Raw genomic sequence first — 25,450 nt, 5'->3', positions numbered from 1 at the left:
CCGGACGCTCGACGCCAGGAATCGGTGTTCCGCCCGCTCGCCGCCGCCGCCGCCCGCCCGCTCGCGCCCTGCCCCCCGCGTACCGTTGGTGCCATGAGCAACTCCTTCGCGATCACCGGTGCCCACGTCGTCCCCGTCTCCGCTCCCGCCTTCGACGGCGGCGCGGTCGTCGTCGAGGACGGCCGGATCACCGCGATCGGTCCGGACGTCTCCCCGCCCGAGGGGATGACGGTCATCGACGCCGCGGGTTCGTGGCTCGTCCCCGGCTTCGTCGAGGCGCACGGCCACGTCGGCATCCACGAGGAGGCCAACGGCGAGGCCGGCAACGACACGAACGAGATGACCGCGCCGAACATGGCCGGCGTCCGGGCGATCGACGCGATCGACATCGACGACGAGGGCTTCCGGGATGCGCTCGCCGGCGGCATCACGAGCATCGTCGTCAAGCCCGGCTCCGGCAACCCGATCGGCGGTCAGAGCGTCGCCATCAAGACCTGGGGCGGCCGCACGATCGACGAGCAGCTCATCTCCGACTCGGTGAGCGTGAAGAGCGCCCTCGGCGAGAACCCGAAGCGCGTCTACGGCGGCAAGGGCCAGACACCCTCGACCCGGCTCGGCGTCGCGAAGATCATCCGCGACGCCTTCGTCGAGGCGCAGAACTACCGGGCCGCCCGTGACGCCGCCGCCGCGAAGGACGAGCCGTTCGCCCGCGACCTGACGAAGGAGACGCTCGTCCGGGTGCTCGACGGCGAGCTCGTCTGGGACCAGCACACGCACCGCCACGACGACATCGCCACCGCGATCCGCCTGTCCGAGGAGTTCGGCTACCGGCTCGTCGTGAACCACGGCACCGAGGCGCACAAGATCGCCGACGTGCTGGCCGCCAAGGACATCCCGGTCATCTACGGCCCGCTGTTCACCAGCCGCTCGAAGGTCGAGCTCCGCGACCGCGGCATCCCGAACCTCGCCGCCATCGCGGCGGCGGGGGTGCGGGTCGCCATCACGACGGACGCGCCGGTCGTGCCGATCAACATGCTCGTCGACCAGGCGACCGCCGCCGTGAAGGAGGGTCTGCCCGCCCAGACCGCGCTCGAGGCGCTCACGGTCAACCCGGCCGAGTTCCTCGGGTTCGGGGACCGCGTCGGTCGCCTGGCCGAGGGCTACGACGCCGACCTCGTGCTCTGGGACGGCGACCCGCTCGACGCGACCAGCCGCGCGACGCGCGTCTGGATCGACGGCAAGTCCGTCTTCACGTGGGCCGACGGAGCCGGCGTCACCACGCCGCGCTGGTAGCGAGCACGACACGGAAGTGGAGGCGCGGTGCCAGCTGGCACCGCGCCTCCAGTCCGTCGTGGGCCCACGCCCATTTCGCGGTGCGCGACACCTCACGCACGCTCCACCCCGTGACGTGTCGCTCAGCGCGAAACGCGCGCGGCACATGCGCCGGGGGCGCGCGTGCTCAGACCTCGCGCGCCAGCAGGAAGTCGTTGATCCGCGTCGTGAGCTCCGCGTCGATCGGCCGCGCGTCGCCGTTCACCGAACGGATCGGCGCAGCCTGCCGCACGCTCGACACGAGCCAGAGCGCGTCCGCCGCCGCCAGGTCAGCGAGCGTGACGAGCTCGTAGGCGGTCTCGATGCCCTCCTGCTCAGCGAAGCGGAACACGTCGGCCTGCGTCGTGCCGGCCAGGATCCCGATGTCGGTGCGCGGCGTGACGAGCCGGTCGCCGACCTTCATGATCAGGTTGGCGCGCGTGCCCTCGAGCACGTAGCCGTCGCTCGAGACGAACAGGGCGTCGTCGGCACCGCGGCGGACGGCCTCGCGCAGGGCGGCCATGTTCACGCCGTACGACAGCGTCTTCGCGCCCTGCAGCAGCCACGGCGAGGTGCGCTCGACGTCGTGCCGGTACCCCCGGTCCAGGACGACGACGGAGATGCCCTCGGTGCGTGCGGCCGTGGAGTCGCCCGACGGCGCGGCGTAGACCCACCCGGTCGGGCGGTCGGTGCCCTCGATGCCGCGGGTCAGGACGGTCTTGGCGAAGGCCTCGCGCACCGGGTCGAGGCGGGCGCAGACGGCCTCGATGGCCTGGCGCCAGGCCTCCGGGTCCGGGGCGGGCAGGTCGAGCATCGCGGCGGAGCGGCCGAAGCGGGCGAGGTGCGCCTCGAGGGCCTGGGGCCGACCGTCGATCACCGTGATCGTCTCGAACACGCCGTCGCCGCGCGTCACGCCGAGGTCCTGCACCTGGACGTGCTCCTCGAGCGGCTTCGCCCAGGTGAAGGCGTCGGCCGCGGGGTCGTGCGGCGCGGCGTCGCGGGAAGGCTGGTTGAGGACGGCGAGCACGGTTTCGGTCATGCATCCATCCAACCGCAGCTCAGCCCGCTTCGGGCAGCGCGCCCAGCAGCTTCCACACGGCGGGCGTCAGCTCGGGGTGCTGCAGCGCGATCCGGCGCAGCCGGTGGTACTCCTCGCCCAGCCTGGTGCCCTGCCCGGACGCCGGGTGGCTCGACCACTGCGCGTGCCGCTTGCCGATCGCCTCGTCCAGGTCGACGGCGTCCGCACGCAGGATCAGCACGACCTGCTCGTCGACGGTGGGGAGCGTCGGCATGAACTCCCACGGGTCCTCACCCTGACGGCTCCGGTGCTCGACGAGCATCGAGATCTCCTCGGCGGCCTCGGCGCGCAGCACTTCGAGGCTGCGCCCGGTCCTGCGGGGCTCAGCCATGGTGCCCCCGCAGCACGCCTGCCATGGGAAAAGCGTACGACACTCCATCGGTCACACTGGACGCGTGACCCTTCGCGACGAGAGCAAGTCCCAGCATCCCCGGGTGGTGGTCGTGTACCTGCTGCGCGACGGCGAGGCAGGCCCCGAGGTGCTGCTGGGGGAGAAGCGCCGTGGCCTCGGCACGGGCCGTCTGGTCGGCCCCGGCGGCAAGCGCGAGCCCGGCGAGTCGGCGGTCGAGACCGCCGTGCGCGAGGTGCGTGAGGAGGTCGGCCTGCGGCTCGACGCGGTCGACCTGGAGGCCCGTGGCACGTTGGACTACCGGTTCCCGTACCGGCCGTCCTGGTCCCAGGTCTCGGACGTCTTCGTCTGCCGCCGCTGGCAGGGAGACCCGTCGGGCTCCGACGAACTCGAGCCGCGGTGGATCCCCGTCGACACCGTGCCCTACGACGCGATGTGGGACGACGCCCGCTACTGGCTGCCGGGGGTGCTCGCCGGGGGCAGCGTCCGCGCGCGGTTCACGTTCGCCGAGGACGACGCGACGGTCGCCGGGTTCACCGGGACGGGCGTCGGCGTGGGCGACTAGCGGCTAGCGCGGCTGCTGGGTGCGGGTACTGCCGGTGCGCGCTTCCTCGGCGGCGGCCATGACGTCGGCGTCGCCGCTCCGGCCGCCCAGGGGCCGCACGAAGAAGTCGATGATGCCGACGACGATCGCGCCGATCATCGAGAACATCGCCCACCCGACGAACAGCCCGGCGGTACCGCGGCCGTCGGCGGGCGCGAGCAGGACGCTCGCGGCGTAGAAGCCGACCGTCAGCACGAGGAACACGACGACGACGGTGATGAGGACGCGGTGCCAGGTGATGCGGGGGTTCATCCGATCAGGATACGCGTCAGCGGCGCCTCACCGGTCCGCGTGCCGGCCGTGCGGCGGCTCGTCCGACGTGTCGGACCGAGCCGGCGCCCTGGAGCCCTCGGAGCGTGGGACGGGACGCGTGCGCGGTCCGGTCCCCGCGCCTCCCCCCACGTGCTCGGCCGTCACGTCGCTCCGCAGGCTCCGCGACGCGCCGGTACCGGCCCGCGTGGGCCCAGGCCGCTGCACCGGGCCGGTGCGGTCCCCGGGGCGCTGCACGGCGATGCGACCGGTCGGCGTCCCGCCGGGCTCCAGGCCGTCGCGACCGCCGGTGAAGACGTCACCGCCGGTGCGGTCGTCCTCCCAGTCGTCGTCCCGCAGCACGCTCAGGGTGCCGGTCTCGGTGGAGGTCAGGCCGTGGCGCTCGAGCTCGGCGTCGCGCTGCCCGCCGAGGAACTCGCGGTTGGCGGTGTTGGCGTCCTGGAACATCGTGGTCCGGCCGGTGACGATCGCCCGGATCCGTCGGCGCTCCCACCACTTCTTGCCGAAGTACATCAGCACCAGGCCGGCCGTGGCGTAGCAGGCCATCGTGATCAGGCCGCGAGCCGGGCCGGGGCCGACGCCGTAGACCTGGTGCTTGATCATGTCGACCATGCTCGAGCCGACGACGACGTTGTTCAGCCAGGCGAAGGGCTCGGGCATGAACCACTTCGGGTAGGCGCCGCCGGACGAGGGCATGGACAGGAAGACGAAGCAGATCATCGCGGGTGCGGCGATGAACCGGCCGACGAAGTAGCTCAGGCCGTTCACCGCCAGGCCGATCGCCACGATCCAGCCCCAGGCGATGAGCACGAGCTGGATCCAGTGCCCGTGGATGGCGCCGAGCACGGGCCCGGCGAGCGTGTTCGTGATGAGCGAGATGACGAGGCCGCCGACGACGATGACCGTCATCCGGGTGCGGTGCCGGAGCGGGCCACCCATGATGCCGATGAACATCGCGACCATGTAGCCGCCGATGCACCACGCGAGCATGACGTACATCGCGACGGTGCCGTACTCGTCCCACGCCGGCAGCGGTGCGAGCTCGGTGACCTTCGGGGTCGCCACGCCCAGGCCGGTCAGCACCGCGGTGAGGGTGGCCGGTACGAGGCTCGCGACCTGGAACTGGTGCGCGCTCGCCTTGAAGAACTCGTTCGCAGCGGGGTCGTACGCGACCGCCATCGAGCCACCCACCACGTCGCGCTTCGCCTGCGCGAGCGAGTCGTACGTGTGGAACACGAACTCGCCGGGCAACGCCTGCTGCACCGCCTGCACGAACGCCGGGTCGCTGCCGATCAGGGCGATCGGGACGTCGTGCGGGTGCGGGGCGTGGAACGCGAAGACGTAGCACAGGCAGAACCCGACGATGAAGAACAGCGGCATCCAGAGCTGCAGGCCGATCAGCTGGAGCGACGGGTGCAGGGTCGAGTACCACCGGCGGTAGGCGCCGTGCTGCTGGGGTGCGGGTACCGGAGCCTGTCGCCGGGGTCCCGAACGCGCGTGCCCGGCGACCTTGCCACCACGACGCGGCTTGGTCCCACGTGCGGAAGGCCGGGTCCCGCGCGGCTTCGGCGGTGTGGGACGGGAACCGCCGGGGCGCTCCGGTCCGTCGTCGTTCCTGGGGACGTCGTTCCGCGGCGTGCTCACTCGGCGCTCTGCTCCTGCTCTCGATCGGAGCGCCAGGATACGCCCGGGGTGCTCAGGAGCGACTGCGCGACGCCTGCGCCGAGTCCATCGCGAGCTCCTCGGCGTCGAGGGTCACGAGCACGCGGCGCATGACCTCCTCGTCGAGGTTCCCCTTCTCCCGCTCCTCGAGCACGATCTCGCGGCGGCGGTCGAGGAGCTCGCGCCGGATGTCCTGGATCTGCGAGCCACGCAGGCGCAGTGCGACGTTCCGCCCCTCGTCCTCTTCTTCTTCGGCGTCCTGACGGAACGTCTCGGCCTGACGCTCGAGTCGCGCCTTCAGCCGGTTGACCACCGAGTCGACGGCCTCCGAGCCGTACTGCTTCGCCCATGCCGGGCGCCGCTTCTCGAGCAGCTCGATCGCGGCCTCGGTGGTGCGCTGGTTGAGTCGCATCTCGCTGCGCACGTCCTCCTCGCCCTCGGCGGGGTCCTGCACCTTGAGCGCGCGGATGACGAACGGCAGGGTGAGTCCCTGCAGCAGCAGGGTGCCGACGGTCACGAAGAAGGCGATGATGAAGATCGTGTCCTGCGCCGGGATCTGCGTCGGGCTCGCGACGACGGAGACCGCAGCCGCCAGGGTCACCACCCCGCGCATGCCCGTCCACGAGATGACGGTGAGCTCTCGCCAGTTGAGCTTCGGCTCCGCGGAACCGCGCATCCACCGAAGCGAGGGGTGCCCGCGGGACAGCTTGATCCGCAGTGGCCGGAGCCACTTCCCGTTGAAGCGGTTGCGCGCGTAGGACTCGAACACGAACAGCGGCCGCACCAGGATCACGACGACGAGCACGACGGCCGCGGCGGTGAGGGTCTGCCCGAGACTCCGCTCGCTCTCGACCAGGTCCTGCACGACGGTGTTGAGCTGCAGGCCGATGAGCGCGAACACGAAGCCCTCGAGGATGACGTCGATGCTCGTCCAGAGCGGACGTTCCTGCAGGCGGGTGGCGTAGCCCTCCTTCGGCGAGTTGTAGCCGATGTACAGGCCGGCCGTGACGACCGCGATGACCCCGGAGCCGGACAGGTCCTCGGCGAGGATGTAGGCGACGAACGGCAGCAGGATGCTCATGATCGTCTCGACCACGGGGTCGTTGATGCGCATCCGGATCCAGTGCACGACGACGCCGAGCACGATGCCGACGACCAGACCGACGCCGATCGCCAGGCCGAAGATGCCGAGGTCCTGCCAGACGGTCAGTGACGTGCCCGCGATGATGAGCGTGAACACCCGCACCAGGGTCAGCGAGGCCGCGTCGTTGATCAGGCTCTCGCCGGACAGCACGGTCATGACGCGGCGGGGGAGTCCGAGCTTCCGGCCGATCGCGGCGGCGGACACCGCGTCCGGTGGGGCGACGATCGCGCCGAGCAGGATCGCCGCCGGCAGCGTCATGTCCGGGATGAGCAGGTACGCCACCCCGCCGACGACCAGGGCGGTGACGATCACCAGGAAGATGCCGAGCCGTCGGATCTGCTTGATCGAGCCGCGGAAGCTCTGCCACGACACGTCGAGGGCCGCCGAGTAGAGCAGCGGCGGCAGGATCACCGTGAGGATGACCTCGGAGTCGATCTCCATCGGCGGCAGCCCGGGCAGGAACGAGGCGGCCAGGGCGACCGCCGTGACGAGCAGCGGAGCGGGGAGCCCCTTGGCCCGGGCGAACCCCGTCACCGCGAGCGATCCGATCAGCAGGATGAGGAGCTCAGCGGTGTCCATGGACGCATTCTCCCATCGGCATGGTTCCGAAGCTGAACGAGTGTGAAGCTGCGGTGAACAACAGGTTGCCGATCAGGTTTGCTCGAAGGGCCGACGCCTGGGACACTTGCCCGCGGTGGACATCACACTCATAGTCGTCCTGGTCATCGCGTTGGCCCTCTTCTTCGACTTCACAAACGGTTTTCACGACACCGCCAACGCGATGGCGACCCCGATCGCGACCGGCGCCATGAAGCCCAAGGTGGCGGTCACCGTCGCTGCGGTGCTCAACCTGGTCGGTGCGTTCCTCAGCACCGCCGTGGCGACGTCGATCTCGCACGGGTTGATCAACGAGGGGCCCGGTGGCGTCGCCATCAGCCCGGAGATGATCTTCGCGGGCCTGATCGGGGCAGTCGTCTGGAACATGATCACGTGGCTCCGAGGGCTGCCGTCATCGTCGTCGCACGCACTGTTCGGCGGGCTCATCGGTGCCGCGATCGTCGGTGCCGGGTTCCAGTCGGTCAACTACGTCGCGCTGCTGACGGTGGTGATCATCCCGGCGTTCGCCTCGCCCGTGATCGCCGCGCTCGTGTCGTTCCTGTCGACGCGCATCGCGTACCGGATCACGAAGCGTCCGGTGTTCCCGAACGAGCGCGGCGGGTTCCGCATCGGGCAGGTCTTCACCAGCTCGATGGTGTCCCTCGCGCACGGCACCAACGACGCGCAGAAGACGATGGGCGTCATCACGCTGACCCTCATCGCCTCGGGCGCGCAGTCGTCGAACCAGGGCGTGCAGTTCTGGGTCGTCGTCGCCTGTGCCCTCGCGATCGCCCTCGGTACCTACACGGGCGGTTGGCGCATCATCCGCACCCTCGGCTCGGGCATCACCGAGATCCGCGCGACGCAGGGCTTCGCCGCCGAGGCCTCGACCGCCGCGACGATCCTCGCCTCCAGCCACCTCGGCTTCGCGCTGTCGACCACGCAGGTGTCCTCGGGCTCCATCATCGGTGCCGGTCTCGGCCGCCGCGGCTCGAAGATCCAGTGGTCGACCGCCGGCAAGATCGTCATCGCCTGGTTCATCACCCTGCCCGCGGCTGCCGCGGTCGGTGCGGTCGCCTCGGGCATCGCCCGCCTCGGCGTCATCGGGCTGGTACTCGACGCCGTGATCGGTGCCGTCGTCATCCTCGGCCTGTACCTGTGGTCGCTCCGCAAGCCGCACGAGCAGGCCTCCGCGATCGAGGTCGACGTCGCCGCGAACGCGGTCCTGACCCGCAAGGAGCTGCGTGACATGCAGCGCAAGAAGCGTGCCGACGCGGTCGCCCAGCGTCGTGCCGAACTGAGCCGCGAGCGCACGCTCCGTCGCATGGCGGCCCGCAAGGGAGGCCGTCGCTGATGGGCATCGACTGGTTTGCATTCCTCACCGTGGCGCTCGTCGCCGTGGTCTCGTCGTGCTTCGTCGTCGCCGTGTACTCGGTCGGCCTCCGTCTCTGGAGCGCCGCCGACACCCGCGAAGGCAAGTTCACCGTGAAGGACGACGGCACGATCGGCCCTGCCACCGCCGGCTTCCCGAACCCGGCCGGAGCCTCGGCAGCGGCACGTGCGCTCCGTGCCGCGGCCATCGCGTGCTTCGTCGTGTGCGGCGCCGTCGTGCTCTACGGCATCTACCTCATCGTCCCGCAGTTCCACTGAAGGGCCCGCTCACCGAGCGAGCAGAAGACGCCGGGCCGCCCTTCGCGACCCGGCGTCCTCTGCTCCCTCGTCGCGCGTGCGCCGCGTGCGCTGCGTGCGCTGCGCTGCGTGCGCTGCGCGAGCGGGCGAAATGCCCGCGTCTTCGCGCCCAGCAACCCCGCCATCTCGCCCGCTCGCGTCCGGGCGTGACCGCGGGTCGGACGGGAGGCCCGTGGCGGCCTGGCACCGCGCCTCCAGGCCGTCGCGGGCGAGCGGGCGAAATGCCGGCGTGCGTTGCCGAGGCGACCGTGGCATTTCGCCCGCTCGCGCGGGCGGCGCGTTCTTGGTGAGCAGAAGATGTCGGGTCGCCGTCTGGGACCCGACATCTTCTGCTCACGAAGTGCGAGCGAGGGCGTCCGGGCGTGCCCGCGGGTCGGACGGGAGGCCCGTGGCGGCCTGGCGCCGCGCCTCCGGGCCGTCGCTTGGCGAGCGGGCGGAATACCGGCGTGCGTTGCCGAGGCGACCGCGGCATTTCGCCCGCTTGCGCGGGCGGCGCGTTCGGTGAGCAGAAGATGTCGGGTCGCCGTCTGGGACCCGACACCTTCTGCTCACGAAGCGACGGGAGGCCCGTGGCGGCCTGGCACCGCGCCTCCAGGCCGTCCCGGGCGAGCGGGCGAAATGCCGGCGTGCGTTGCCGAGGCGACCGCGGCATTCCGCCCGCTCGCGCAGGAACGCGCCGGTCCCACCAGCCCCGGCGCGTTCCCGGACCGGCCGGACGGACGGGACTAGCCTCGACGTGTGACCGGCAACGAGGAGGCACCTGTGACGACGACGACGCGGACCGAGAGCGACTCGCTGGGATCACGGGAGGTCCCGAACGACGCGTACTGGGGCGTCAACACGTTGCGGGCGCTGGAGAACTTCCCGATCACCTCCGTCCCGATCGCCGTGTACCCGGACCTCATCGAGGCGCTCGTCACCGTGAAGCAGGCGGCGGCGCGGGCGAACCGGGCGATCGGTGTCCTCGACGAGGAGCGCGCCGATGCGATCGACCGCGCGGCGCAGGAGGTCCGCGACGGGGCGCTCCGCGAGCAGTTCGTCGTCGATGTCGTGCAGGGCGGCGCCGGGACGAGCACGAACATGAACACGAACGAGGTGCTCGCGAACCGGGCCCTCGAACTCCTCGGGCGTGAGCGGGGCGACTACGGGTACCTGCACCCGATCGACCACGTGAACCGCAGCCAGTCGACGAACGACACGTACCCGACGAGCATCAAGATCGCGATGATCTTCGGGGTCCGTCGTCTGATCGTGCAGCTCGAAGAACTGTCGGCGGCGTTCGCCGAACGGGGCCGCGCCTTCGCCGACGTGTTGAAGGTGGGCCGGACGCAGCTGCAGGACGCCGTGCCGATGACCCTCGGGCAGGAGTTCACCGGGTTCTCGCACACGATCCAGGAGGACGCGGACCTGCTCCGCAAGGTGATGCCGCTGCTCGCCGAGATGAACCTCGGCGCCACGGCGATCGGCACCGGGATCACCGCGGACCCGCTCTACCGCGACGAGGTCCGTCGGCAGCTGCAGGAGGCGAGCGGCATCGACGTCGTCACCGCCCCCGACCTCATCGAGGCGACGAGCGACGCCGGTGCGTTCATGACCCTGTCCGGCACGGTGAAGCGCAGCGCCGCGAAGCTCTCGAAGATCTGCAACGACCTGCGGCTGCTGTCGTCCGGTCCGCAGGCGGGTCTCGGTGAGATCACCCTGCCGGCTCGCCAGGCCGGCTCGTCGATCATGCCGGGCAAGGTCAACCCGGTGATCCCCGAGGTCGTGAACCAGATCGCCTACGCGGTCGCCGGGGCCGACACCACCGTGACGATGGCGGCGGAGAGCGGGCAGCTGCAGCTCAACGCCTTCGAGCCGATCATCGCCCACTCGATCCTGCAGTCGCTGCAGTGGATGTCCCGCGGCTGCGCGACCCTGCGCGAGCACTGCGTCGTCGGCATCGAGGCGAACGAGGCGAAGCTCGCGGCCCAGGTCGACACGAACGTCGGCGTCGTCACCGCGCTCACGCCGTACATCGGGTACGCGGCGGCTGCGTCGATCGCGCACACGGCGCTGACCACCTCGACGCCGATCTCGACGCTCGTCGTGGCCGCGGGGCTGATGGAGGAGGACCAGGTCATGCGGGTGCTCAGCCCGGCACGGCTGTCCGGCATCGAGCTGGCGACGGGTGCGATCCCGATCATCACCGAGGAGATGCTGGACGCCGAGGCGCGCAAGCGCTGACGCGGGGCGTCCGCGCCGACAAGCACGCGCGCCCACGCGCGCGCGCCCACACACACCCGTCAGGGCAGCGGCCGCTCGCCCACCCGCACCTGCTGCGCCATCGCCCGCAGGTGCTCCTCGCCCGGGTTCAGCTCGGCGTCCTCTTCCTCGGCCACCCGTGCGGCCTCGGCCCGCACGTGCTGCGCAGCCGCGATGTCCTGGTCCCGCCAGCGTGCGAGCGTGAAGTTCCGCGTGACGTCCCGCAGCGGCAGCCGGATCGACTCGTCCGCCTCGATGCCGGCGAGCAGCTGCCGCATGCGGATCACCTCGGAGTCGAGCTCCCCGCCGACCACGAGCACGAAGTTCGAGATGTACAGGTACACGAGCAGCAGGATCGCGCCACCGAGCCACCCGTAGGCGCGGTTCCCGCCACCGAGGGTCTCCACGTACAGCGCGAACCCCACCGTGGCGATGGCCCAGGTCACGATCGCGAACGCGGCACCGGCCGACACCCACCGCAGCTGCGGGGTCTTCACGTTCGGCGTCGCGTAGTAGAGCACCGCCACCATCACGACGAGGTCGGCCGCGAGCACCGGCCACTTCACCACGTTCCACACGTCGTCGATCCAGGGCGCCCACCCGAGCTGTCGGATGACGGCCTCGGAGATCGTCGGCGTGCCGAGCAGGATGACGATGGCGACGGCGCCGCCGACCATGACGAGCAGCGTGACGAGGAGCATCATGCTGCGGAACTTCCAGATCCGCCGGCCCTCCTCGACCTCGTAGGCGGTGTTCATCGCCCGCCCGAACGCCGTCGCGTAGCCGGACAGTGACCAGAGCGTCAGCACGACGCCGATCGTGAACCCGAGCCACGGGTTGTCCAGGGTCAGCAGCTGCCGGAGCGGCCCCTCGAGGTGCTCGGCGGTCTCCGGCCGGACGATGAACCCGAGGACCTCGACGATGTCGGTCAGGCTGTCGCCCTTGCGGTCGACGATCGACAGCGCCGACACGACCGCCAGCGCGGTCGGGAACACCGTCAGCAGCGCGAAGAACGTCAGCGACGCGGCCGCGTCGACGACGCGGTGCCGGATGACCGAGTGGTAGGTGCGCCGGACGACGGCGCGGACTCCGGTCCGCTGGAGGTCGCGCGATGCGCTGTCCGGCATGTGTCGTACGGTACCCGACACGTGCGGTCCTGGAGGCCCGTGGCGGCGCCGCCACGGGCCTCCCGACCGCCTGTTGGTCGCGCTGGTGCGCCGGCAAGACACCGGTGTTCACACTCCGCACCGCGGAACGCGTGTGTTCCACACGCGAACACCGGTGTTTTGCAGCCCCGACCCCGACCGCCCGAGGTCAGTTGGCGTGCGGGTGCAGGGCGTCGTAGCGGCGGAACGACGGGACCATCCGGAGGAGCAGCGCGACGAGGCCGATGATGAGCACGCCGCCGATCACCGGCGGGTACGCGATGCCGGCTGCGACGACCAGGCCGGCGTACAGGTCGCCGAGCCGCGGGCCCCCTGTGACGACGACGATGAAGATGCCCTGCAGCCGACCGCGCATGCCGTCTGGCGACGCCGCCTGCAGGATCGTGTTCCGGAACACCGAGCTGACGTTGTCCGCGCCGCCGGCCATCGCCAGGAACAGCGCCGCGAGCCCGAGGGCGGGCAGGATCTCGACGCCGAACGCCTCGCCCGAGCGGCCGCCGAGCACGTGCGCCAGCGCGATGACCACACCGAACGCCGCGATCGCCCCGCCGTACGCCGTGATGGCCCAGCCGACGGCCTCACCCTGGCGTCGGACGTGCCCGAGCGGCCCGGAGAACACGCTCGACAGCAGCGCCCCGATCGCGTACGCGGCGGTCAGGGTACCGACGGTGATCGACCCACCGCCGATGACGAGCGCGCCGATCGCGGGGAACAGCACACGCGGCTGCCCGAAGGTCATCGCGATGATGTCGAGCACGAACGTCATCGTGATGTTGCGCGACTGCCGCAGGAACTTCGCGCCCTCGATGAGCGAACCGAGCCCCGGCCGCAGTGCGTCGTGGTCGGCGGCCATCCGGGGCAGCGTGAACACCCCGAGGAACGCGAACGTGAACAGCACGACGTCGATCGTGTAGGTCGGCGCGAACCCGACGCTCGCGATGAGCACGCCGGCGATCGCCGGGCCCACGGTGACCTGGAACCCGGATGCGATCCCGCCCAGGGCGCTCGCCGCGGGCAGCAGATCGGTACCGACGAGCCGCGGGACGATGGCCGAGCGGGAGGCGTTGCTGACGGTGGCGGCCACCGCGTTGACCGTCGCGAGCACGTAGAGCAGTGCGACGCTGTGCAGGTCGAGCCAGGCGTGCGTGGCGATCAGGGCGACGGCGACCCAGGCGATGATCGACGACACGAGCGCGACGAGGCGTCGGTCGAAGGCGTCCGCGAGCATGCCGCCGTACAGGCCGGCGACGATCATCGGCACGAGCGCGATGACACCCACCAGGGCCACGGCGAACGTCGAGCGGGTGATCTCGTAGACCTCGAGCCCGACGGCGACGGTGGTCATCTGGGTGCCGATGCCGGCGATCGCGGTGCCGGCCCAGAGCCGGGCGAAGGCGGGGGAGCGGCGGAGCGGGGTGAGGTCGGCGAGCAGGCGGCGGCGCGGCGGTGCGGGAGTCGATGGTGTCACGGTGGAACCATTCTGCGGGCTGGACGCTCGTTGCGCGTGCCCGGTGCGCGCTCTGGTTGACTGATCGGCATGACTGACCTGAACAGCAAGCCCGAGTTCGACGCCCCCGAGGGCCCCGCCCCCACCGAGCTCGTCATCACCGACATCGTCGAGGGCTCCGGCGAGGAAGCGTCCGCCGGCTCGACCGTCAAGGTCCACTACGCCGGGGTCGAGTACGAGACCGGCGAGGAGTTCGACAGCTCCTGGAACCGCGGCGAGCCCATCGACTTCCCGCTCGCGGCCCTGGTGCGCGGCTGGCAGGAGGGCATCCCCGGCATGAAGGTCGGCGGTCGCCGCAAGCTCGTCGTCCCGCCGGAGCTCGCCTACGGCCCCGCCGGTGGCGGTCACTTCCTGTCCGGCAAGACCCTGATCTTCGTGATCGACCTGCTCGGGGTCCGCTGATGCAGGTCGGTGCCCCGACGATCGAGCTGAACGACGGCCACCGGTTCCCGGAGCTCGGGCTCGGCACCTACGGCCTGAACGGCGACGAGGGTGCTGCCGCGGTCGGCACAGCGATCGCGAGCGGCTACCGGCTGCTCGACACGGCGCTGAACTACGGCAACGAGGACGCCGTCGGCAAGGCCGTCCGCGAGTCCGAAGTGGCGCGCGAGGACCTCGTCGTCACGTCGAAGCTGCCCGGCCGGCACCACGGCTACGACGAGGCGCACCGCTCGATCGACGAGACCCTCGGCAACCTGGGGCTCGACCACGTCGACCTGTACCTGATCCACTGGCCGAACCCGTCGGTGGACAAGTTCGTCGACACCTGGAAGGCGTTCGTCGACCTCCGCGACAGCGGCAAGGTCCGCTCGATCGGCGTCTCGAACTTCACACCCGAGCACCTCCGCCGGATCGTCGACGCCACCGGGGTCGCCCCGGCCGTCAACCAGGTGGAGCTGCACCCGTACTTCCCCCAGGCGGAACTGCGGAAGGTCCACCAGGAGCTCGGCATCGTGACCGAGAGCTGGAGCCCGCTCGCGAAGCGGTCGGAACTGCTCACCGAGCAGCCGATCGTCGACGCCGCCGCGGCGCACGGTGTGGCCCCCGGCCAGGTCGTGCTGCGCTGGCACGTCCAGCTCGGTGCCGTGCCGGTGCCGAAGTCGGGCGACGCCGCCCGCCAGAAGGAGAACCTCGACGTCTTCGGCTTCGAGCTGACCGACGACGAGGTGCAGGCGATCTCCGCGCTCGAGCGCGGTCGTCTGTGGGACGGCGACCCGGACACGCACGAAGAGATGTGACTCCGACGCGACCCTTCGGGGACAGCGGGGCTCCCGGTGGGCAGTACACTGGTTCCCCCTCTTCCCGAAGGGTTGCGTGTGTCCGAACCGACCGAGATCGACCGTGAACGCGGCTACGTCGACGGCCTCTTCCGTCGTCTCGACGAGCTGACCGCCGAGGCCGAGCAGCGCCTCGCCGAGACCCGCCGACAGGCGGTCGGCGGGAACCACCAGAGCCGCAGCGAGCGCGACGCGTACGCGCGGCTCTACGAGGACACCGTCGCGACGCTCGAGCGGGTGGGGGACCGGCTGGTCTTCGGCCGGCTCGAGGTCGCCGAGCCCGACAACCCCGACGACACCTTCCGGTACATCGGCCGGGTGGGGCTGCGCGACGCCGAGCACCGGCCGCTGCTGCTCGACTGGCGCGTCCCCGGTGCGAGCGCCTTCTACCAGGCCACCGCAGCGCACCCGATGGGCATGCGGTCCCGTCGGCACCTGTCCCTGCAGGGCCGTCGCGTGGTCGGCGTCGAGGACGAGGTGTTCGACGCCTCGCTCTACGACGACGAGCGCACCCACCTGCAGGGCGAGGGGGCGCTGCTCGCCGCGGTGACCGCCGAGCGCACCGGCCGGATGACCGACATCGTCGCGACGATCCAGGGCGAGCAGGACCGCATCATCCGCTCCCCGCTCGAGGGCGTGCTCATCGTGCAGGGCGGCCCCGGCACCGGCAAGACCGCCGTGGCGCTGCACCGGGCCGCCTACCTGCTCTACTCGTACCGCGAGCGGCTGCGGGGCTCCGGCGTGCTCATGGTCGGTCCGTCCCCGGCGTTCCTGACGTACATCGAGCAGGTGCTCCCGTCGCTCGGCGAGACCGGTGTCGTGATGGCGTCGCTCGGCTCGCTCTACCCGGGCGTGCACGCGACGACGCACGACTCCCGCGACGTCGCCGCCGTGAAGGGCGCAGCGCAGATGGCGTCGCTCCTTCGGCGGGCCGTGCGCTCGCGCCAGGTCGTGCCGACCGAGTCGGTCACGCTCGACGTCGAGGGCGAGCGGCTCGTCGTGCCGCCGCAGCTCGTGGCCGACGCCATGAAGCGTGCGCAGGACCGCGGCAAGCCGCACAACGCCGCCCGTGTCACGTTCAACAAGACCGCCCTCGACGCGATGACCCGCCTGCTCGCCGAGCAGCTGCGGGAGCGCGGCACCACGGTGGACGAGGCCGACGAGAAGGTCCTGCGCGAGGACATCCGGAGTTCGTACGACGCCCGCGTGCTGCTCAACACCGCGTGGCTGCCGCTGCCGCCGGAGAAGTTCCTCGAGGACCTCTACGCCCGGCCGAACTGGCTCGCCTCGCTCACCCCCGACTGGACCCCGGAGCGCCGAGCCCTGCTGCAGCGCGCCCGAGGCGCAGCCTGGACCGTCGAGGACGTTCCCCTGCTCGACGAGGCCGCCGAACTGCTCGGCCCGTTCGACCCGACCGGCGGCGCCGCCAAGCGCGCGGCGAAGGCCAGCCGGAACCGTGACATCGAGAACGCCCGCCAGGCCATCGAGAACATGGGTGTCGAGGGCATCGTCAGCGCCGAGCAGGTCGCCGGCTCGTTCGCCGAGGGCGGCGACCCCCGCTCCACCGCCGAGCGCGCCGCCGACGACCGCGAGTGGACCTACGGGCACATCGTCGTCGACGAGGCGCAGGAGCTCTCGCCGATGCAGTGGCGCGTGCTCGCCCGCCGCAACCCGCTGCGCTCGTTCACGATCGTCGGCGACATGGCGCAGGGTTCCTCGCCGGGTGCCGCACGCACCTGGGACGACGTCATCGGAGCGCTCGCGCGTCGCCGACGCGGCCGTGCGCCGCAGGTGCCGCTCGACCACCGCATCGAGCAGCTCACGGTGAACTACCGCACCCCGCGCTCCATCGTCGAGGCCGCCGGGGCCTTCGCGGACAGCGCAGGCCTCACCGTCACGCGCAACGAGGCCGTGCGCGACGGCGACCCGGTCGAGCGTGTCCGCGTCGCCCGGGCCGACCTGCTCGACACCGTCGTGGCGGTCGCCGACGCCGAGCGTGCCCGGATCGGCTCCGGCACCATCGGCGTCATCGTCCCCGAGTCCCAGGTCGACACGATCCGGCAGCGGCTCGCCCGCACCGAGGCGGACGTCCGGGGGCTCGCCTCGCCGAACGCCGGCTCGCTCACGGTGCTGACGGGTGCGGACGCCAAGGGCCTGGAGTTCGACGGTGTGCTGCTCGTCGACCCGGACGGCGTGGGCGCCGACGCCGCCCGTGCCGCCGCCGCGGTGTACGTCGCGATGACGCGTCCGACCCGTCGCCTGACGGTCATCGACGTCGACTGACGGTCGTGCGCGCGTCCCCGCGCGCTTCGTGAGCAGGAACGGTCGGCTCCGTCGGTCCCACGCAACCGTTCCTGCGCACGATCGGTGGGTGGTGGCGTCACCGCGGGGCGGACGGGAGGCCCGGTGCGGGCCCGCCACGGGCCTCCCGGCTCAGGTCGGGTCGCCCTCGGAGCGCACACGCGCGACCAGGTCGGCCCACGGACCGTCGAGGCGGCGACCCGGGATCGTCACGGTGGTGCGCTCGACGGTGATCGTCCAGCTGAAGTCGTCGGGGACGGGCGCTGCCGTCGGCGCCGGGGTGCGCTGCAGCGCATCGACGACCTCGGACCACGCCGTGGGGTCGCTGCTCGTGTCGGTGTCGACCCGCCAGCGCCGTGTGGTGCCGGCGAAGCCCCCGGTGCGGCGGACCTCGATGCGCATGCCCTCGACGCTACGCCCGGGTGGCGCGGTCAGTCGAGCACGCCCACGCGCTGCCAGGCCTGACGCACCGCGGTCTGCTCGGCGGAGTCGTCCCCGAACCGCCGCCCGGCGACGTCGACGGTGACGGTGGCGAAGCCCGCGAAGTCGATCGAGGCAGTCACCTCGGGCGACGTCAGGGCGTCCCACCAGACCGCTCCGGCGCCCAGCCACGCGGGGCCGCCGATCGCCGTGGCCGCCAGGAAGAACGCGTGGTTCGGGATGCCGGAGTTCGTGTGGACCCCGCCGGCGTCGTCCGTGGTGTCGACGAACCCGGCCATGGTCGCCGGTTGCGGGTCCTTCCCGAGCACCGGGTCGTCGTACGCGGTGCCGGGGGCTCGCATCGACCGGAGCGCGTCGCCCTGCACGGCGTCGGTGAACAGCCCCTCGCCGATGAGCCAGCTCGCCTGGTCCGCCGTCTGCCCCGCCGCGTACTGGGCGACCAGGGAGCCGAAGACGTCGCTGATCGACTCGTTGAGGGCGCCCGACTGGCCCTGGTAGGTGAGGTCGGCGGTGTACTGCGTGACGCCGTGCGCGAGCTCGTGGCCGATGACGTCGAGCGCGACGGTGAAGCGGCGGAACACCTCGTCGTCGCCGTCGCCGAACACCATCCGGTTGCCGTCCCAGTAGGCGTTGTCGTAGTCCTGGCCGTAGTGCACGGTCGCGTCGAGGGGGAGCCCCGCGCCGTCGATCGACACCCGGTCGAACACCTCGAGCCAGAAGGCGTGCGTGGCGCCGAGGCCCGCGTACGCCTCGTCGACCGCGGCGTCACCGGAGTCGGCGTCGCCCTCGCGCCGGACGACGGTGCCGGGCAGCGTCGTGGTGCCGTGCGCGTCGGTGATCGTCCGCTGCGGGGAGCGGTCGACGGCGCCGCTGACGCCGCGCGGCGCGACCAGGTGCTCGTGCTTCGGCGCCTGCACGGCGTCGAGCGAGGCCAGTGCGGTGCGTGCCGCCGAGGCTGCCCGCGGGAACGCATCGGCATCGGCGACGGCGCGGAGCAGGTAGGGCGGGACGACGGAGCGGAGGCGGTCGGTCGCGGTCATGCGCACATGCAACCACCGGGCACCGACACGGCCCTGCGCGGGGTGTCTCGTGGCGTGGTCAGTCGCGCTTGCGGTGCTCGACGAGGGCCAGCGCGTACGACTCCCACCACTGGCCGGCCGCGGGGCCGCCGTTGCAGGTGCCGTCGCTGAGCCCCGGCGTCTTCACCCAGAGCAGGGCGTCGAGCCGGGTGCTGCCGCCGGTGACGTGCGGCTCCTGGCCGAGGCCGGCGCCCTCGGGGTTGCACCAGGTTCCCCGCCACCCCTGCCCGTTCCGGGAGACGTCGATGACGAAGTGCGGGTCACCGCCGATCGCGTCGGCGAGCTCGTCGGCGTACGCGCGCTCCTGGTCGACGCGGTAGAAGTTGGACACGTTCGTGAAGAACCCCTGCACCTCGTCGACGCCGGCCTGCCGCAGCCAGTCGGCCATGGTGGCGGTCGGCACACGGTTCTCGTTGCCGCCGTCCAGGTACACGGTGAGCCCGTGGCCGGTCAGCGCGTCGACGGCCTTCCGCAGCAGGGGCACGCGTTCGTCGCGCAGTCGCTCGCAGTTCTGGATCTGGGCGATCGAGTCGGGTTCGACGAGCACGACGGCGTGCGAACCGGCCATTGCACGGACGGCCGACCGGACCCACGGCAGGTAGGCGTCGTCCGCGGTGCCGCCCTTCGAGTAGCTGCCGCAGTCGCGGTCCGGGATGCTGTAGAGGACGAACACGGGGGTGCCGCCACGTTGCTTCGCCGTGCTGACCACCGACCGGATCGTCGAGCGGGTCTCGGCCTGCGAGGTGTTCGTCAGCCAGGTCGCGATCGGCTGGTCGGCGATCACGGCGATCTGCTCGGCGGTCGCGGCGTCGCCGGCGGCCCGTGCCTGTCGCTCGCGGATGCTGGCCTGGTTCACGGCGGTCGGCTGGCGCGCGACCCCGCCCGGGAACGCCTCGGCGGCGGACTTCCGCTCGGCGACGGTGCGCCCGCTGGGGGTGCCGTCGCCGTCCGGCTGGCCGCCGTTCCGCGGGCCGACGACCACGAGCGTCGTGACGACCGCGGCGACGACGACGGCGGCGACGGCGATCCACCCCCACTGCCGCGGGCCGCCGGTGCGACTGCGGCGTGGGGTGCTGGGTGCCTCGTGCTCCGGCATGCTGCGGTGCTCCTGATCTGCCCGTGCGGTGTCGGTGGTGCGGGCACCGATCGCGCCCCGACCCATGCTGGCAGGTGCGGGGGAGTCCTGACCAGCGCCGAGCCCGATCCCCCAGGAGTCGTACCGCCGCCTGACAGGAGCGCTCCAGCGACCGGCCAGGACCGTGCCGCACACTGTCCGGATGTTCCGTCGACTCCTCCTCCTCGCCCTGACCGCGGGCTACGCCTGGGTGATCTGGCGGATGACGCTGACCCCGCAGGTCTTCACCTCGGCCCAGAACTCGCTCGTGCTGCACGCGATCGCCTGGGTGCAGCAGCTGCCGCACGGTGCGTGGTTCACGTACGAGCGCACCGAGTTCCTCGCCAACATCGCCATGTTCGTGCCGGTGGGGGTGCTCGCGGCGCTGTGGCTGCCCCGGCGCTGGTGGATCCTCGGTGCGCTCGTCGCGGTCGCGCTGTCCACGGGCATCGAGTTCGCGCAGGCCACCTACCTGCCGTACCGCGTCGCGGACCCGCGCGACGTGCTGTCGAACGGCCTCGGCGGGCTGCTCGGCGCGACGCTGGTCGGACTCGTCCGCAGTCTGCTGCCGGAGCGTCGCCGCCGACGCCGTCTGCACCCCAGGACCGCCTAGGACTCTGGTAGTCTTGTGCGGTTGCCGTCGAACGGCCGCGGACAAAGAGCGCTCGTGCATCAGGCACGGGCACCGCGCAACGGACAGGAAGGGGATCACCATGGCACTTGACGCACAGGTCAAGCAGGAGATCATCGAAGAGTACGCGACCCACCCGGGCGACACCGGATCCCCCGAGGTCCAGGTCGCCGTTCTGACGCGTCGTATCAACGACCTGAACGAGCACCTCAAGGAGCACAAGCACGACCACCACTCGCGTCGTGGCCTGCTCCTCATGGTCGGTCAGCGTCGCCGTCTCCTCGGCTACCTCTCCGACGTCGACATCGCCCGCTACCGTACGCTCATCGAGCGCCTCGGCCTGCGTCGCTAGTCGACCGACACACGCTTGACCGAACGCCCCGGACCTCTTCGCGAGGACCGGGGCGTTCTTCGTTCCCGGGCCGGTCGACGCTCGGCGAGCCCCGTTCAGTCCGCGCTCCGTCCTCGGTCGGCCACCAGGTCGGTCACGATGCCGGTCACGATGCCGGTCACGACACGTCGCCCGCGCTCGTGCGGCGGTCACAGTTCGTCGGTTACCGCGGTCCCAGGCGACACTTCGTGACCGCTCCGCAGTCAGCACGCGGGGAGTCGTGACCGATCGGCACGCTGCTCGACGGTGGGAATGGTTGCGACGGTGACCCGGTTGGATGCTATGTTCATGCAAACGCATCGAAAGTCGGGAAGCCTCATGACCACCATCGCCGTCGTCTCCGCCGGACTCTCCGAGCCCAGCTCCACCCGCCTGCTCGCCGACCGTCTGGGCGAGGCCGCCGTGGCGTCGCTCGTCGCCGAGGGCACCCCGGCACACGTCGTGCACGTCGAACTCCGGCCGCTCGCGCACGAGATCACCGACGCGATGCTCACCGGCTTCGCTGCCCCGGCGCTCTCCGCAGCGATGGCCGCCGTGGTCGAGGCCGACGCCGTCGTGTTCGTCACGCCGATCTTCACCGCGGGCGTCAGCGGACTGGCGAAGTCGTTCCTGGACGTGCTCGACAAGGACTCGATGGCCGACATGCCCGTCCTGCTCGGGGCCACCGGCGGGACCTCGCGTCACTCGCTCGCGATCGACCACGCCCTGCGGCCCGTCTTCGCGTACCTGCGTGCGGCGATCGTGCCCACCGGGGTCTTCGCCGCGACCGACGACTGGGGGACCGACGGTGACGCGGCCGCCCTGGACGGTCGCATCCGCCGGGCCGGAGCCGACCTGGCCTGGGCGATCCGGGCCTCCAGGCGGGCCCCGCAGGAAGCCGACGCGCTCCCCGCGACACCGGACTTCGCGAGCCTGCTCGGCGGCCTCGGCCACTGACCGACGGTCCCGCCGCCGTCGCCGGGAGCACGCGCTCTTAGACGGACCACAGGGTTCGTACGGTCGGTGCGCGGCGGGTGCGCGGCTGGCTCATCGGTGCCCTCGGGAACCTCGTCATGACGACGAGGAGCACCGATGGACACCAGAGGCAGCGGCAGGCGATCCGCACGGATCACGAGTGCGCTCGTCAGCGTGGGCGGGCTCGTGGTGGCGATGGTCACCGGTGCGGGGCTCTGGCTCGGGCACGAGCAGGCGAGCACGAGCAGCGACACGAGCACGAGCAGCAGTGCCGACACGAGCGACTCGTCGACCCAGCCGACCGACGCCGCGACCGACTCGACGAGCGACTCCGACTCGTCGACCAGCTCCGGCACGACCGGCTCCGGCACGAGCGGCTCCGGCACGAGCGACTCCGGCACGAGTGACTCGGACGCCGGCGTCTCGCAGGGCACCACCGGCGGCGCCTCCGACACCACGACGACGGGGTCGTGACCGTGCGCGCCGCCACCGAGTGGGACCTCTGGACCACCACCGCCCGGGTCGTCCTCGACCACCGGGACCGTCGGCACCTCGCTGCCGCCGAGTCCTGCGTCCGGCAGGTCACCTCCGCCGTCGACGCCGCGTGCAGCCGCTTCCGCGACGACTCCGAACTCACCGCACGCGCCGACGACCTGGTGCGTGGCACCGAGGTGTCGCCGCTCCTCGCCGCGCTGGTGCACCAGGCCCTCGACGCAGCCCGGCTCTCCGACGGTGACGTCGACCCCACCCTCGGGCGCCGGATGGTGTCCCTCGGGTACGACGCCGCCTTCGCCGACGCCCGGCCGGTCCCGTCGCCCGAAGCCCTGTCGCGTGCACTCGACGACCGTCCGGCGTGGCAGCGCATCCTGCTGTCGGGCACGTTCCTGCGCATCCCCGAGGGCGTCACCCTCGACCTCGGTGCCACGGCGAAGGCCGCTGCCGCCGACATGGCCGCGGCGAGCATCACCGCACGGCTCGGCATCGGTGCGCTGGTGTCCCTCGGCGGTGACGTCGCGACCGCCGGCCCGGATCCGTCCGGCGGCTGGCAGGTGCGGGTGGAGGACCTCGAGGGTGACCCGGTCGACCACGTCCGGATCGCCTCGGGGTGGTCCGTGGCCACCTCGAGCACGCAGAAGCGCCGCTGGGAGCAGGACGGCGCCGCCCGGCACCACATCCTCGACCCGCGGTGGGGTCTGCCCGCCGAGCCGGTCTGGCGCACGGTGACCGTCGTCGCCCCGTCGTGCACCACCGCCAACACGATGACGACCGCCGCCGTGGTGCGTGGTCGCGCCGCCGCCGAGTGGCTCCGGCAGTGCGGACGCGCCGCCCGGCTCGTCGCCGCCGACGGCACGGTCGTGCGGCTCGGCGGCTGGCCCGACGACCGATCGGCGGTCGCCTGATGGACACCGCGCTCTGGGTGATCGGCCGGGGGACCGGGGTCACCGCCGTCCTGCTCCTCACCCTCACGGTGCTCCTCGGCATCGTCACCAGGGGCGGACGACCGCTGCCCGGACTGCCCCGGTTCGCCGTGCAGCTCGTGCACCGGGACGTCGCCCTCGCCGCCACCGTGTTCGTTGCGGTGCACGTGGGTTCGTTGCTGCTCGACACCGAGGCCGAGCTGCGCCTCCTCGACACGGTCGTGCCGTTCGTCGGCGCCTACCGGTGGTTCTGGCTGGGGCTCGGCACCCTGGCCGTCGACCTGCTCGTCGTGCTCGTCGTCACCGCACTGCTCCGCCGCGCGATCGGCCCGCGGGTCTTCCGCGCCGTGCACTGGGCGGCCTACGCAATGTGGCCGATCGCCCTGGCCCACGCGGTCGGCACGGGGACCGACGGCACCTCCGTGTGGTTCCTCGTACTCGCCGGCGTCTGCACCGCGGCGGTCGTCGTCGCCGTCGTCTGGCGCTGCACCGCCCGTGTCACCGAGTTCCGTTCCGCGAAGCTGGAGGTCGTCCGATGACCCTGACCCACCCCCGCACCGTCGTCCCGCCCACCGGCACCCGACGGCTCCTGGCCGCACCCGGTCCGACGCGCATCGACCACGAGGACACCTTCGGCCCGCTCCCGCAGCTCGGCCCGTGGGTGATCGACGAACTCGGCCGCGCCGGCGTCGACGGCCGCGGCGGAGCCGGGTTCCCGCTCGCCCGGAAGCTCGCCGCCGTGACCGCCCGCGGCCGCCGTCGGGGTCGGGGTGCGCCCCTCGTGGTCGCGAACGCCGCCGAGGGCGAACCCGCCAGCCGCAAGGACGCCGTCCTGCTCGAGCGCGCACCGCACCTGGTGCTCGACGGCCTCGTCGTCGCGGCCGCCGCGATCGGTGCCTCCGAGGCAGTGCTCGCCACGAGCGACCGACTCACCGGTCCGGTCCGCCGGGCCCTCGCGGAACGCGCCGACCGTGGTGCCGATCGCGGCGGCGACCCCGTGCCGATCAGCCTGCGGGTCCTGCCCCACGCCTCCTTCGTCTCCGGGGAGGCCAGCGCCCTCGCCTCGGCCGTCGCCGGTGGCCGGGGTGTGCCCGAGGACCGCGTGGTGCGGCTCGCCGAACGCGGGCCGAGCGGGCGACCGACCCTGGTGTCGAACGTCGAGACCCTCGCCCAGGCAGCACTCGTCGTGCGCTTCGGGGCGGCGTGGGCGCGGGGCGTCGGCAGCCCGAGTGCCCCCGGCACCCGGCTCGTCACGGTGAGCGACGTGACGGACCCGACCACCGCGGTGGTGCTGGAGACCGCCGGGGGTGCGCCGCTCGGGGAACTGCTGCGGGCCTCCCGGCTGCCCGTGACCGATCCGGCGCACACGCGCGCCGTACTGGTCGGCGGATGGGGCGGGACGTGGCTGCCGGCCGCGGCCCTCGACGCGTCCTTCGACCCCGAGGGACTGGCTCGGTGGGGTGCCGCGCCCGGGGCCGGGGTGCTCGCCGTGCTCGACGACCGGACCTGCCCGATCGCGGTGACGGCCCGGCTGGCGACGGCGCTCGCCGGAGCGTCGGCCGGACGGTGCGGACCCTGCGTGAACGGGCTGCCGCGGATCGCCGACATCGTCGGGGACCTGGCGTCGGGGCGAGCCGGCGTCGGGAGCGTCGCCTCGGGGCGATCCGCCCGTGACCTGGCGGGCGAGGTGCGTCGGGTCGCCGCGCTGGTGGACGGTCGCGGGGCGTGTCACCACCCGGACGGGGTGGCGCGAATGGTGCGGAGCGCGCTCGACGTGTTCCACGACGACGTGCAGGCGCACCTCGGTGGCCGGTGCCTGCTGGAGCGCGGGGGTGCGCGGTGAGCGCGGGCGTCGGCATGGGTGCGGGTGCGGGTGCGGGCGACGTCGCGCTGCACGTCGACTGGACGCGCTGCCGGGGCCGGGGGTTGTGCACGGAACTGTTCTCCGAGCAGCTCGAGCGCGACGAGTGGGGCTACCCGATCGCCCGGGCCGGCGACCCCGGCGACCCCGGCGATCCCGGTGCCCGGGCCGGCGACCCCGGCGACCCCGGTGCCCGGGCCGGCGACCCGGGCGACCCCGGCACCCCCGGTGCCGGCACCCGCGACGTCTCCGTCCGTCCGCACGAGCGGGCCGCTGCGGCCGACGCCGTCGCGATGTGCCCCCTGCAGGCGCTCCGACTGGTGGAGCGGTGAGCAGTCGGAGACCGGCGCCCGGCCGGCCCAGCG

At 72.3% G+C, this 25,450-nt stretch carries 26 protein-coding genes; 16 read left to right on the top strand and 10 right to left on the bottom strand.

Going from position 1 to position 25,450, the window contains the following annotated elements; all coding sequences use genetic code 11:
* The first annotated feature begins 93 nt into the window (after positions 1-93).
* Positions 94-1,293, top strand: a complete 1,200-nt coding sequence (locus tag DEJ00_RS11810) for an amidohydrolase (RefSeq protein WP_111057470.1) — start codon at positions 94-96, stop codon at positions 1,291-1,293.
* Between the two features lie 166 nt (positions 1,294-1,459).
* On the opposite strand, the gene DEJ00_RS11805 is transcribed toward DEJ00_RS11810, so the two are convergent.
* Positions 1,460-2,350, bottom strand: a complete 891-nt coding sequence (locus tag DEJ00_RS11805; RefSeq protein ID WP_111057469.1) for an aminodeoxychorismate lyase — start codon at positions 2,348-2,350, stop codon at positions 1,460-1,462.
* Between the two features lie 19 nt (positions 2,351-2,369).
* Positions 2,370-2,720, bottom strand: coding sequence for a tryptophan synthase subunit alpha (locus tag DEJ00_RS11800; protein WP_027464736.1), 351 nt, complete (start codon positions 2,718-2,720; stop codon positions 2,370-2,372).
* Positions 2,721-2,784: 64 nt separating this feature from the next.
* On the opposite strand from DEJ00_RS11800, the gene DEJ00_RS11795 reads away from it, so the two are divergent.
* Complete coding sequence (locus tag DEJ00_RS11795; protein WP_175474970.1) at positions 2,785-3,303, top strand: 8-oxo-dGTP diphosphatase; 519 nt, start codon at positions 2,785-2,787, stop codon at positions 3,301-3,303.
* A 3-nt stretch (positions 3,304-3,306) separates the two neighbouring features.
* Here the strand turns inward: DEJ00_RS11795 and DEJ00_RS11790 are convergent, their stop codons facing one another.
* Genes DEJ00_RS11790 through DEJ00_RS11780 form a run of 3 tightly spaced genes read right to left on the bottom strand, consistent with a single transcriptional unit; the run spans position 3,307 to position 6,997 of the window.
* The gene (locus tag DEJ00_RS11790) at positions 3,307-3,594 is read right to left on the bottom strand and encodes a hypothetical protein (RefSeq protein ID WP_027464737.1); all 288 of its coding nucleotides are present in this window, start codon (positions 3,592-3,594) and stop codon (positions 3,307-3,309) included.
* A gap of 27 nt (positions 3,595-3,621) precedes the next feature.
* Positions 3,622-5,256 (bottom strand): ABC transporter permease, encoded by a 1,635-nt coding sequence (locus tag DEJ00_RS11785; protein ID WP_111057468.1) that lies wholly within the window; start codon positions 5,254-5,256, stop codon positions 3,622-3,624.
* Positions 5,257-5,308: 52 nt separating this feature from the next.
* Positions 5,309-6,997, bottom strand: a complete 1,689-nt coding sequence (locus tag DEJ00_RS11780; protein WP_111057467.1) for a sodium:proton antiporter — start codon at positions 6,995-6,997, stop codon at positions 5,309-5,311.
* 115 nt (positions 6,998-7,112) lie between these two features.
* On the opposite strand from DEJ00_RS11780, the gene DEJ00_RS11775 reads away from it, so the two are divergent.
* The 3 genes from DEJ00_RS11775 (at position 7,113) to DEJ00_RS11765 (ending at position 10,927) form a co-directional block, all read left to right on the top strand.
* Entirely contained in the window at positions 7,113-8,369 is a 1,257-nt protein-coding gene (locus DEJ00_RS11775; protein ID WP_035807670.1) for an inorganic phosphate transporter, read from the top strand.
* Positions 8,369-8,665, top strand: a complete 297-nt coding sequence (locus tag DEJ00_RS11770; protein WP_027464739.1) for a hypothetical protein — start codon at positions 8,369-8,371, stop codon at positions 8,663-8,665. Before DEJ00_RS11775 ends, DEJ00_RS11770 begins: the two co-directional genes overlap by 1 nt.
* Positions 8,666-9,466: 801 nt before the next feature.
* Positions 9,467-10,927: an aspartate ammonia-lyase gene (locus tag DEJ00_RS11765; protein ID WP_232749784.1), complete on the top strand. Its 1,461-nt coding sequence runs from the start codon at positions 9,467-9,469 to the stop codon at positions 10,925-10,927.
* Positions 10,928-10,986: 59 nt separating this feature from the next.
* Here the strand turns inward: DEJ00_RS11765 and DEJ00_RS11760 are convergent, their stop codons facing one another.
* The gene (locus DEJ00_RS11760; RefSeq protein ID WP_111057465.1) at positions 10,987-12,072 is read right to left on the bottom strand and encodes a YihY/virulence factor BrkB family protein; all 1,086 of its coding nucleotides are present in this window, start codon (positions 12,070-12,072) and stop codon (positions 10,987-10,989) included.
* A 187-nt stretch (positions 12,073-12,259) separates the two neighbouring features.
* On the bottom strand, positions 12,260-13,579 hold the full coding sequence (locus DEJ00_RS11755; protein WP_111057464.1) for an MFS transporter: 1,320 nt from the start codon (positions 13,577-13,579) through the stop codon (positions 12,260-12,262).
* Between the two features lie 69 nt (positions 13,580-13,648).
* On the opposite strand from DEJ00_RS11755, the gene DEJ00_RS11750 reads away from it, so the two are divergent.
* The 3 genes from DEJ00_RS11750 to DEJ00_RS11740 all read left to right on the top strand — a co-directional run bounded on the left by DEJ00_RS11750 (position 13,649) and on the right by DEJ00_RS11740 (position 17,178).
* Entirely contained in the window at positions 13,649-14,020 is a 372-nt protein-coding gene (locus DEJ00_RS11750; protein ID WP_173035534.1) for an FKBP-type peptidyl-prolyl cis-trans isomerase, read from the top strand.
* Positions 14,020-14,856 carry an aldo/keto reductase gene (locus DEJ00_RS11745; protein WP_027464743.1) on the top strand — a complete coding sequence of 279 codons (837 nt, stop codon included), beginning with the start codon at positions 14,020-14,022 and terminating at the stop codon, positions 14,854-14,856. Before DEJ00_RS11750 ends, DEJ00_RS11745 begins: the two co-directional genes overlap by 1 nt.
* 78 nt (positions 14,857-14,934) lie before the next feature.
* Positions 14,935-17,178 (top strand): ATP-binding domain-containing protein, encoded by a 2,244-nt coding sequence (locus DEJ00_RS11740; protein WP_231495616.1) that lies wholly within the window; start codon positions 14,935-14,937, stop codon positions 17,176-17,178.
* Between the two features lie 150 nt (positions 17,179-17,328).
* On the opposite strand, the gene DEJ00_RS11735 is transcribed toward DEJ00_RS11740, so the two are convergent.
* From DEJ00_RS11735 to DEJ00_RS11725, 3 genes are read right to left on the bottom strand one after another with little or no spacing between them, the layout of a single operon-like run.
* Positions 17,329-17,598 (bottom strand): protealysin inhibitor emfourin, encoded by a 270-nt coding sequence (locus tag DEJ00_RS11735; protein ID WP_071245009.1) that lies wholly within the window; start codon positions 17,596-17,598, stop codon positions 17,329-17,331.
* Positions 17,599-17,627: 29 nt separating this feature from the next.
* A complete protein-coding gene (locus DEJ00_RS11730) occupies positions 17,628-18,677 on the bottom strand; it encodes a M4 family metallopeptidase (RefSeq protein ID WP_111057463.1) in 1,050 nt (349 codons plus the stop codon).
* A 58-nt stretch (positions 18,678-18,735) separates the two neighbouring features.
* Complete coding sequence (locus DEJ00_RS11725) at positions 18,736-19,812, bottom strand: glycoside hydrolase family 6 protein (RefSeq protein WP_181440163.1); 1,077 nt, start codon at positions 19,810-19,812, stop codon at positions 18,736-18,738.
* A gap of 181 nt (positions 19,813-19,993) precedes the next feature.
* On the opposite strand from DEJ00_RS11725, the gene DEJ00_RS11720 reads away from it, so the two are divergent.
* From DEJ00_RS11720 to DEJ00_RS11685, 8 genes are all read left to right on the top strand, one after another.
* Positions 19,994-20,443 carry a VanZ family protein gene (locus DEJ00_RS11720; RefSeq protein WP_035807673.1) on the top strand — a complete coding sequence of 150 codons (450 nt, stop codon included), beginning with the start codon at positions 19,994-19,996 and terminating at the stop codon, positions 20,441-20,443.
* Between the two features lie 100 nt (positions 20,444-20,543).
* Positions 20,544-20,813, top strand: coding sequence for a 30S ribosomal protein S15 (rpsO, locus tag DEJ00_RS11715; RefSeq protein ID WP_017885935.1), 270 nt, complete (start codon positions 20,544-20,546; stop codon positions 20,811-20,813).
* Between the two features lie 357 nt (positions 20,814-21,170).
* On the top strand, positions 21,171-21,788 hold the full coding sequence (locus tag DEJ00_RS11710) for a CE1759 family FMN reductase (RefSeq protein WP_071245007.1): 618 nt from the start codon (positions 21,171-21,173) through the stop codon (positions 21,786-21,788).
* A 135-nt stretch (positions 21,789-21,923) separates the two neighbouring features.
* The gene (locus DEJ00_RS11705) at positions 21,924-22,280 is read left to right on the top strand and encodes a hypothetical protein (RefSeq protein WP_146247952.1); all 357 of its coding nucleotides are present in this window, start codon (positions 21,924-21,926) and stop codon (positions 22,278-22,280) included.
* Complete coding sequence (locus tag DEJ00_RS11700; protein ID WP_111057460.1) at positions 22,277-23,206, top strand: FAD:protein FMN transferase; 930 nt, start codon at positions 22,277-22,279, stop codon at positions 23,204-23,206. The genes DEJ00_RS11705 and DEJ00_RS11700 overlap by 4 nt, the downstream gene beginning before the upstream one ends.
* Entirely contained in the window at positions 23,206-23,763 is a 558-nt protein-coding gene (locus tag DEJ00_RS11695; RefSeq protein WP_035807679.1) for a ferric reductase-like transmembrane domain-containing protein, read from the top strand. The genes DEJ00_RS11700 and DEJ00_RS11695 overlap by 1 nt, the downstream gene beginning before the upstream one ends.
* Positions 23,760-25,067: an NADH-ubiquinone oxidoreductase-F iron-sulfur binding region domain-containing protein gene (locus DEJ00_RS11690; protein ID WP_111057459.1), complete on the top strand. Its 1,308-nt coding sequence runs from the start codon at positions 23,760-23,762 to the stop codon at positions 25,065-25,067. Before DEJ00_RS11695 ends, DEJ00_RS11690 begins: the two co-directional genes overlap by 4 nt.
* A complete protein-coding gene (locus DEJ00_RS11685; protein ID WP_146247951.1) occupies positions 25,064-25,417 on the top strand; it encodes a ferredoxin in 354 nt (117 codons plus the stop codon). Before DEJ00_RS11690 ends, DEJ00_RS11685 begins: the two co-directional genes overlap by 4 nt.
* Positions 25,418-25,450: the final 33 nt, after the last annotated feature.

It is taken from the genome of Curtobacterium sp. MCLR17_039 (assembly GCF_003234745.1).
GTDB lineage: Bacteria > Actinomycetota > Actinomycetes > Actinomycetales > Microbacteriaceae > Curtobacterium > Curtobacterium flaccumfaciens.
This window is presented reverse-complemented; position numbering and strand designations above follow the sequence as displayed.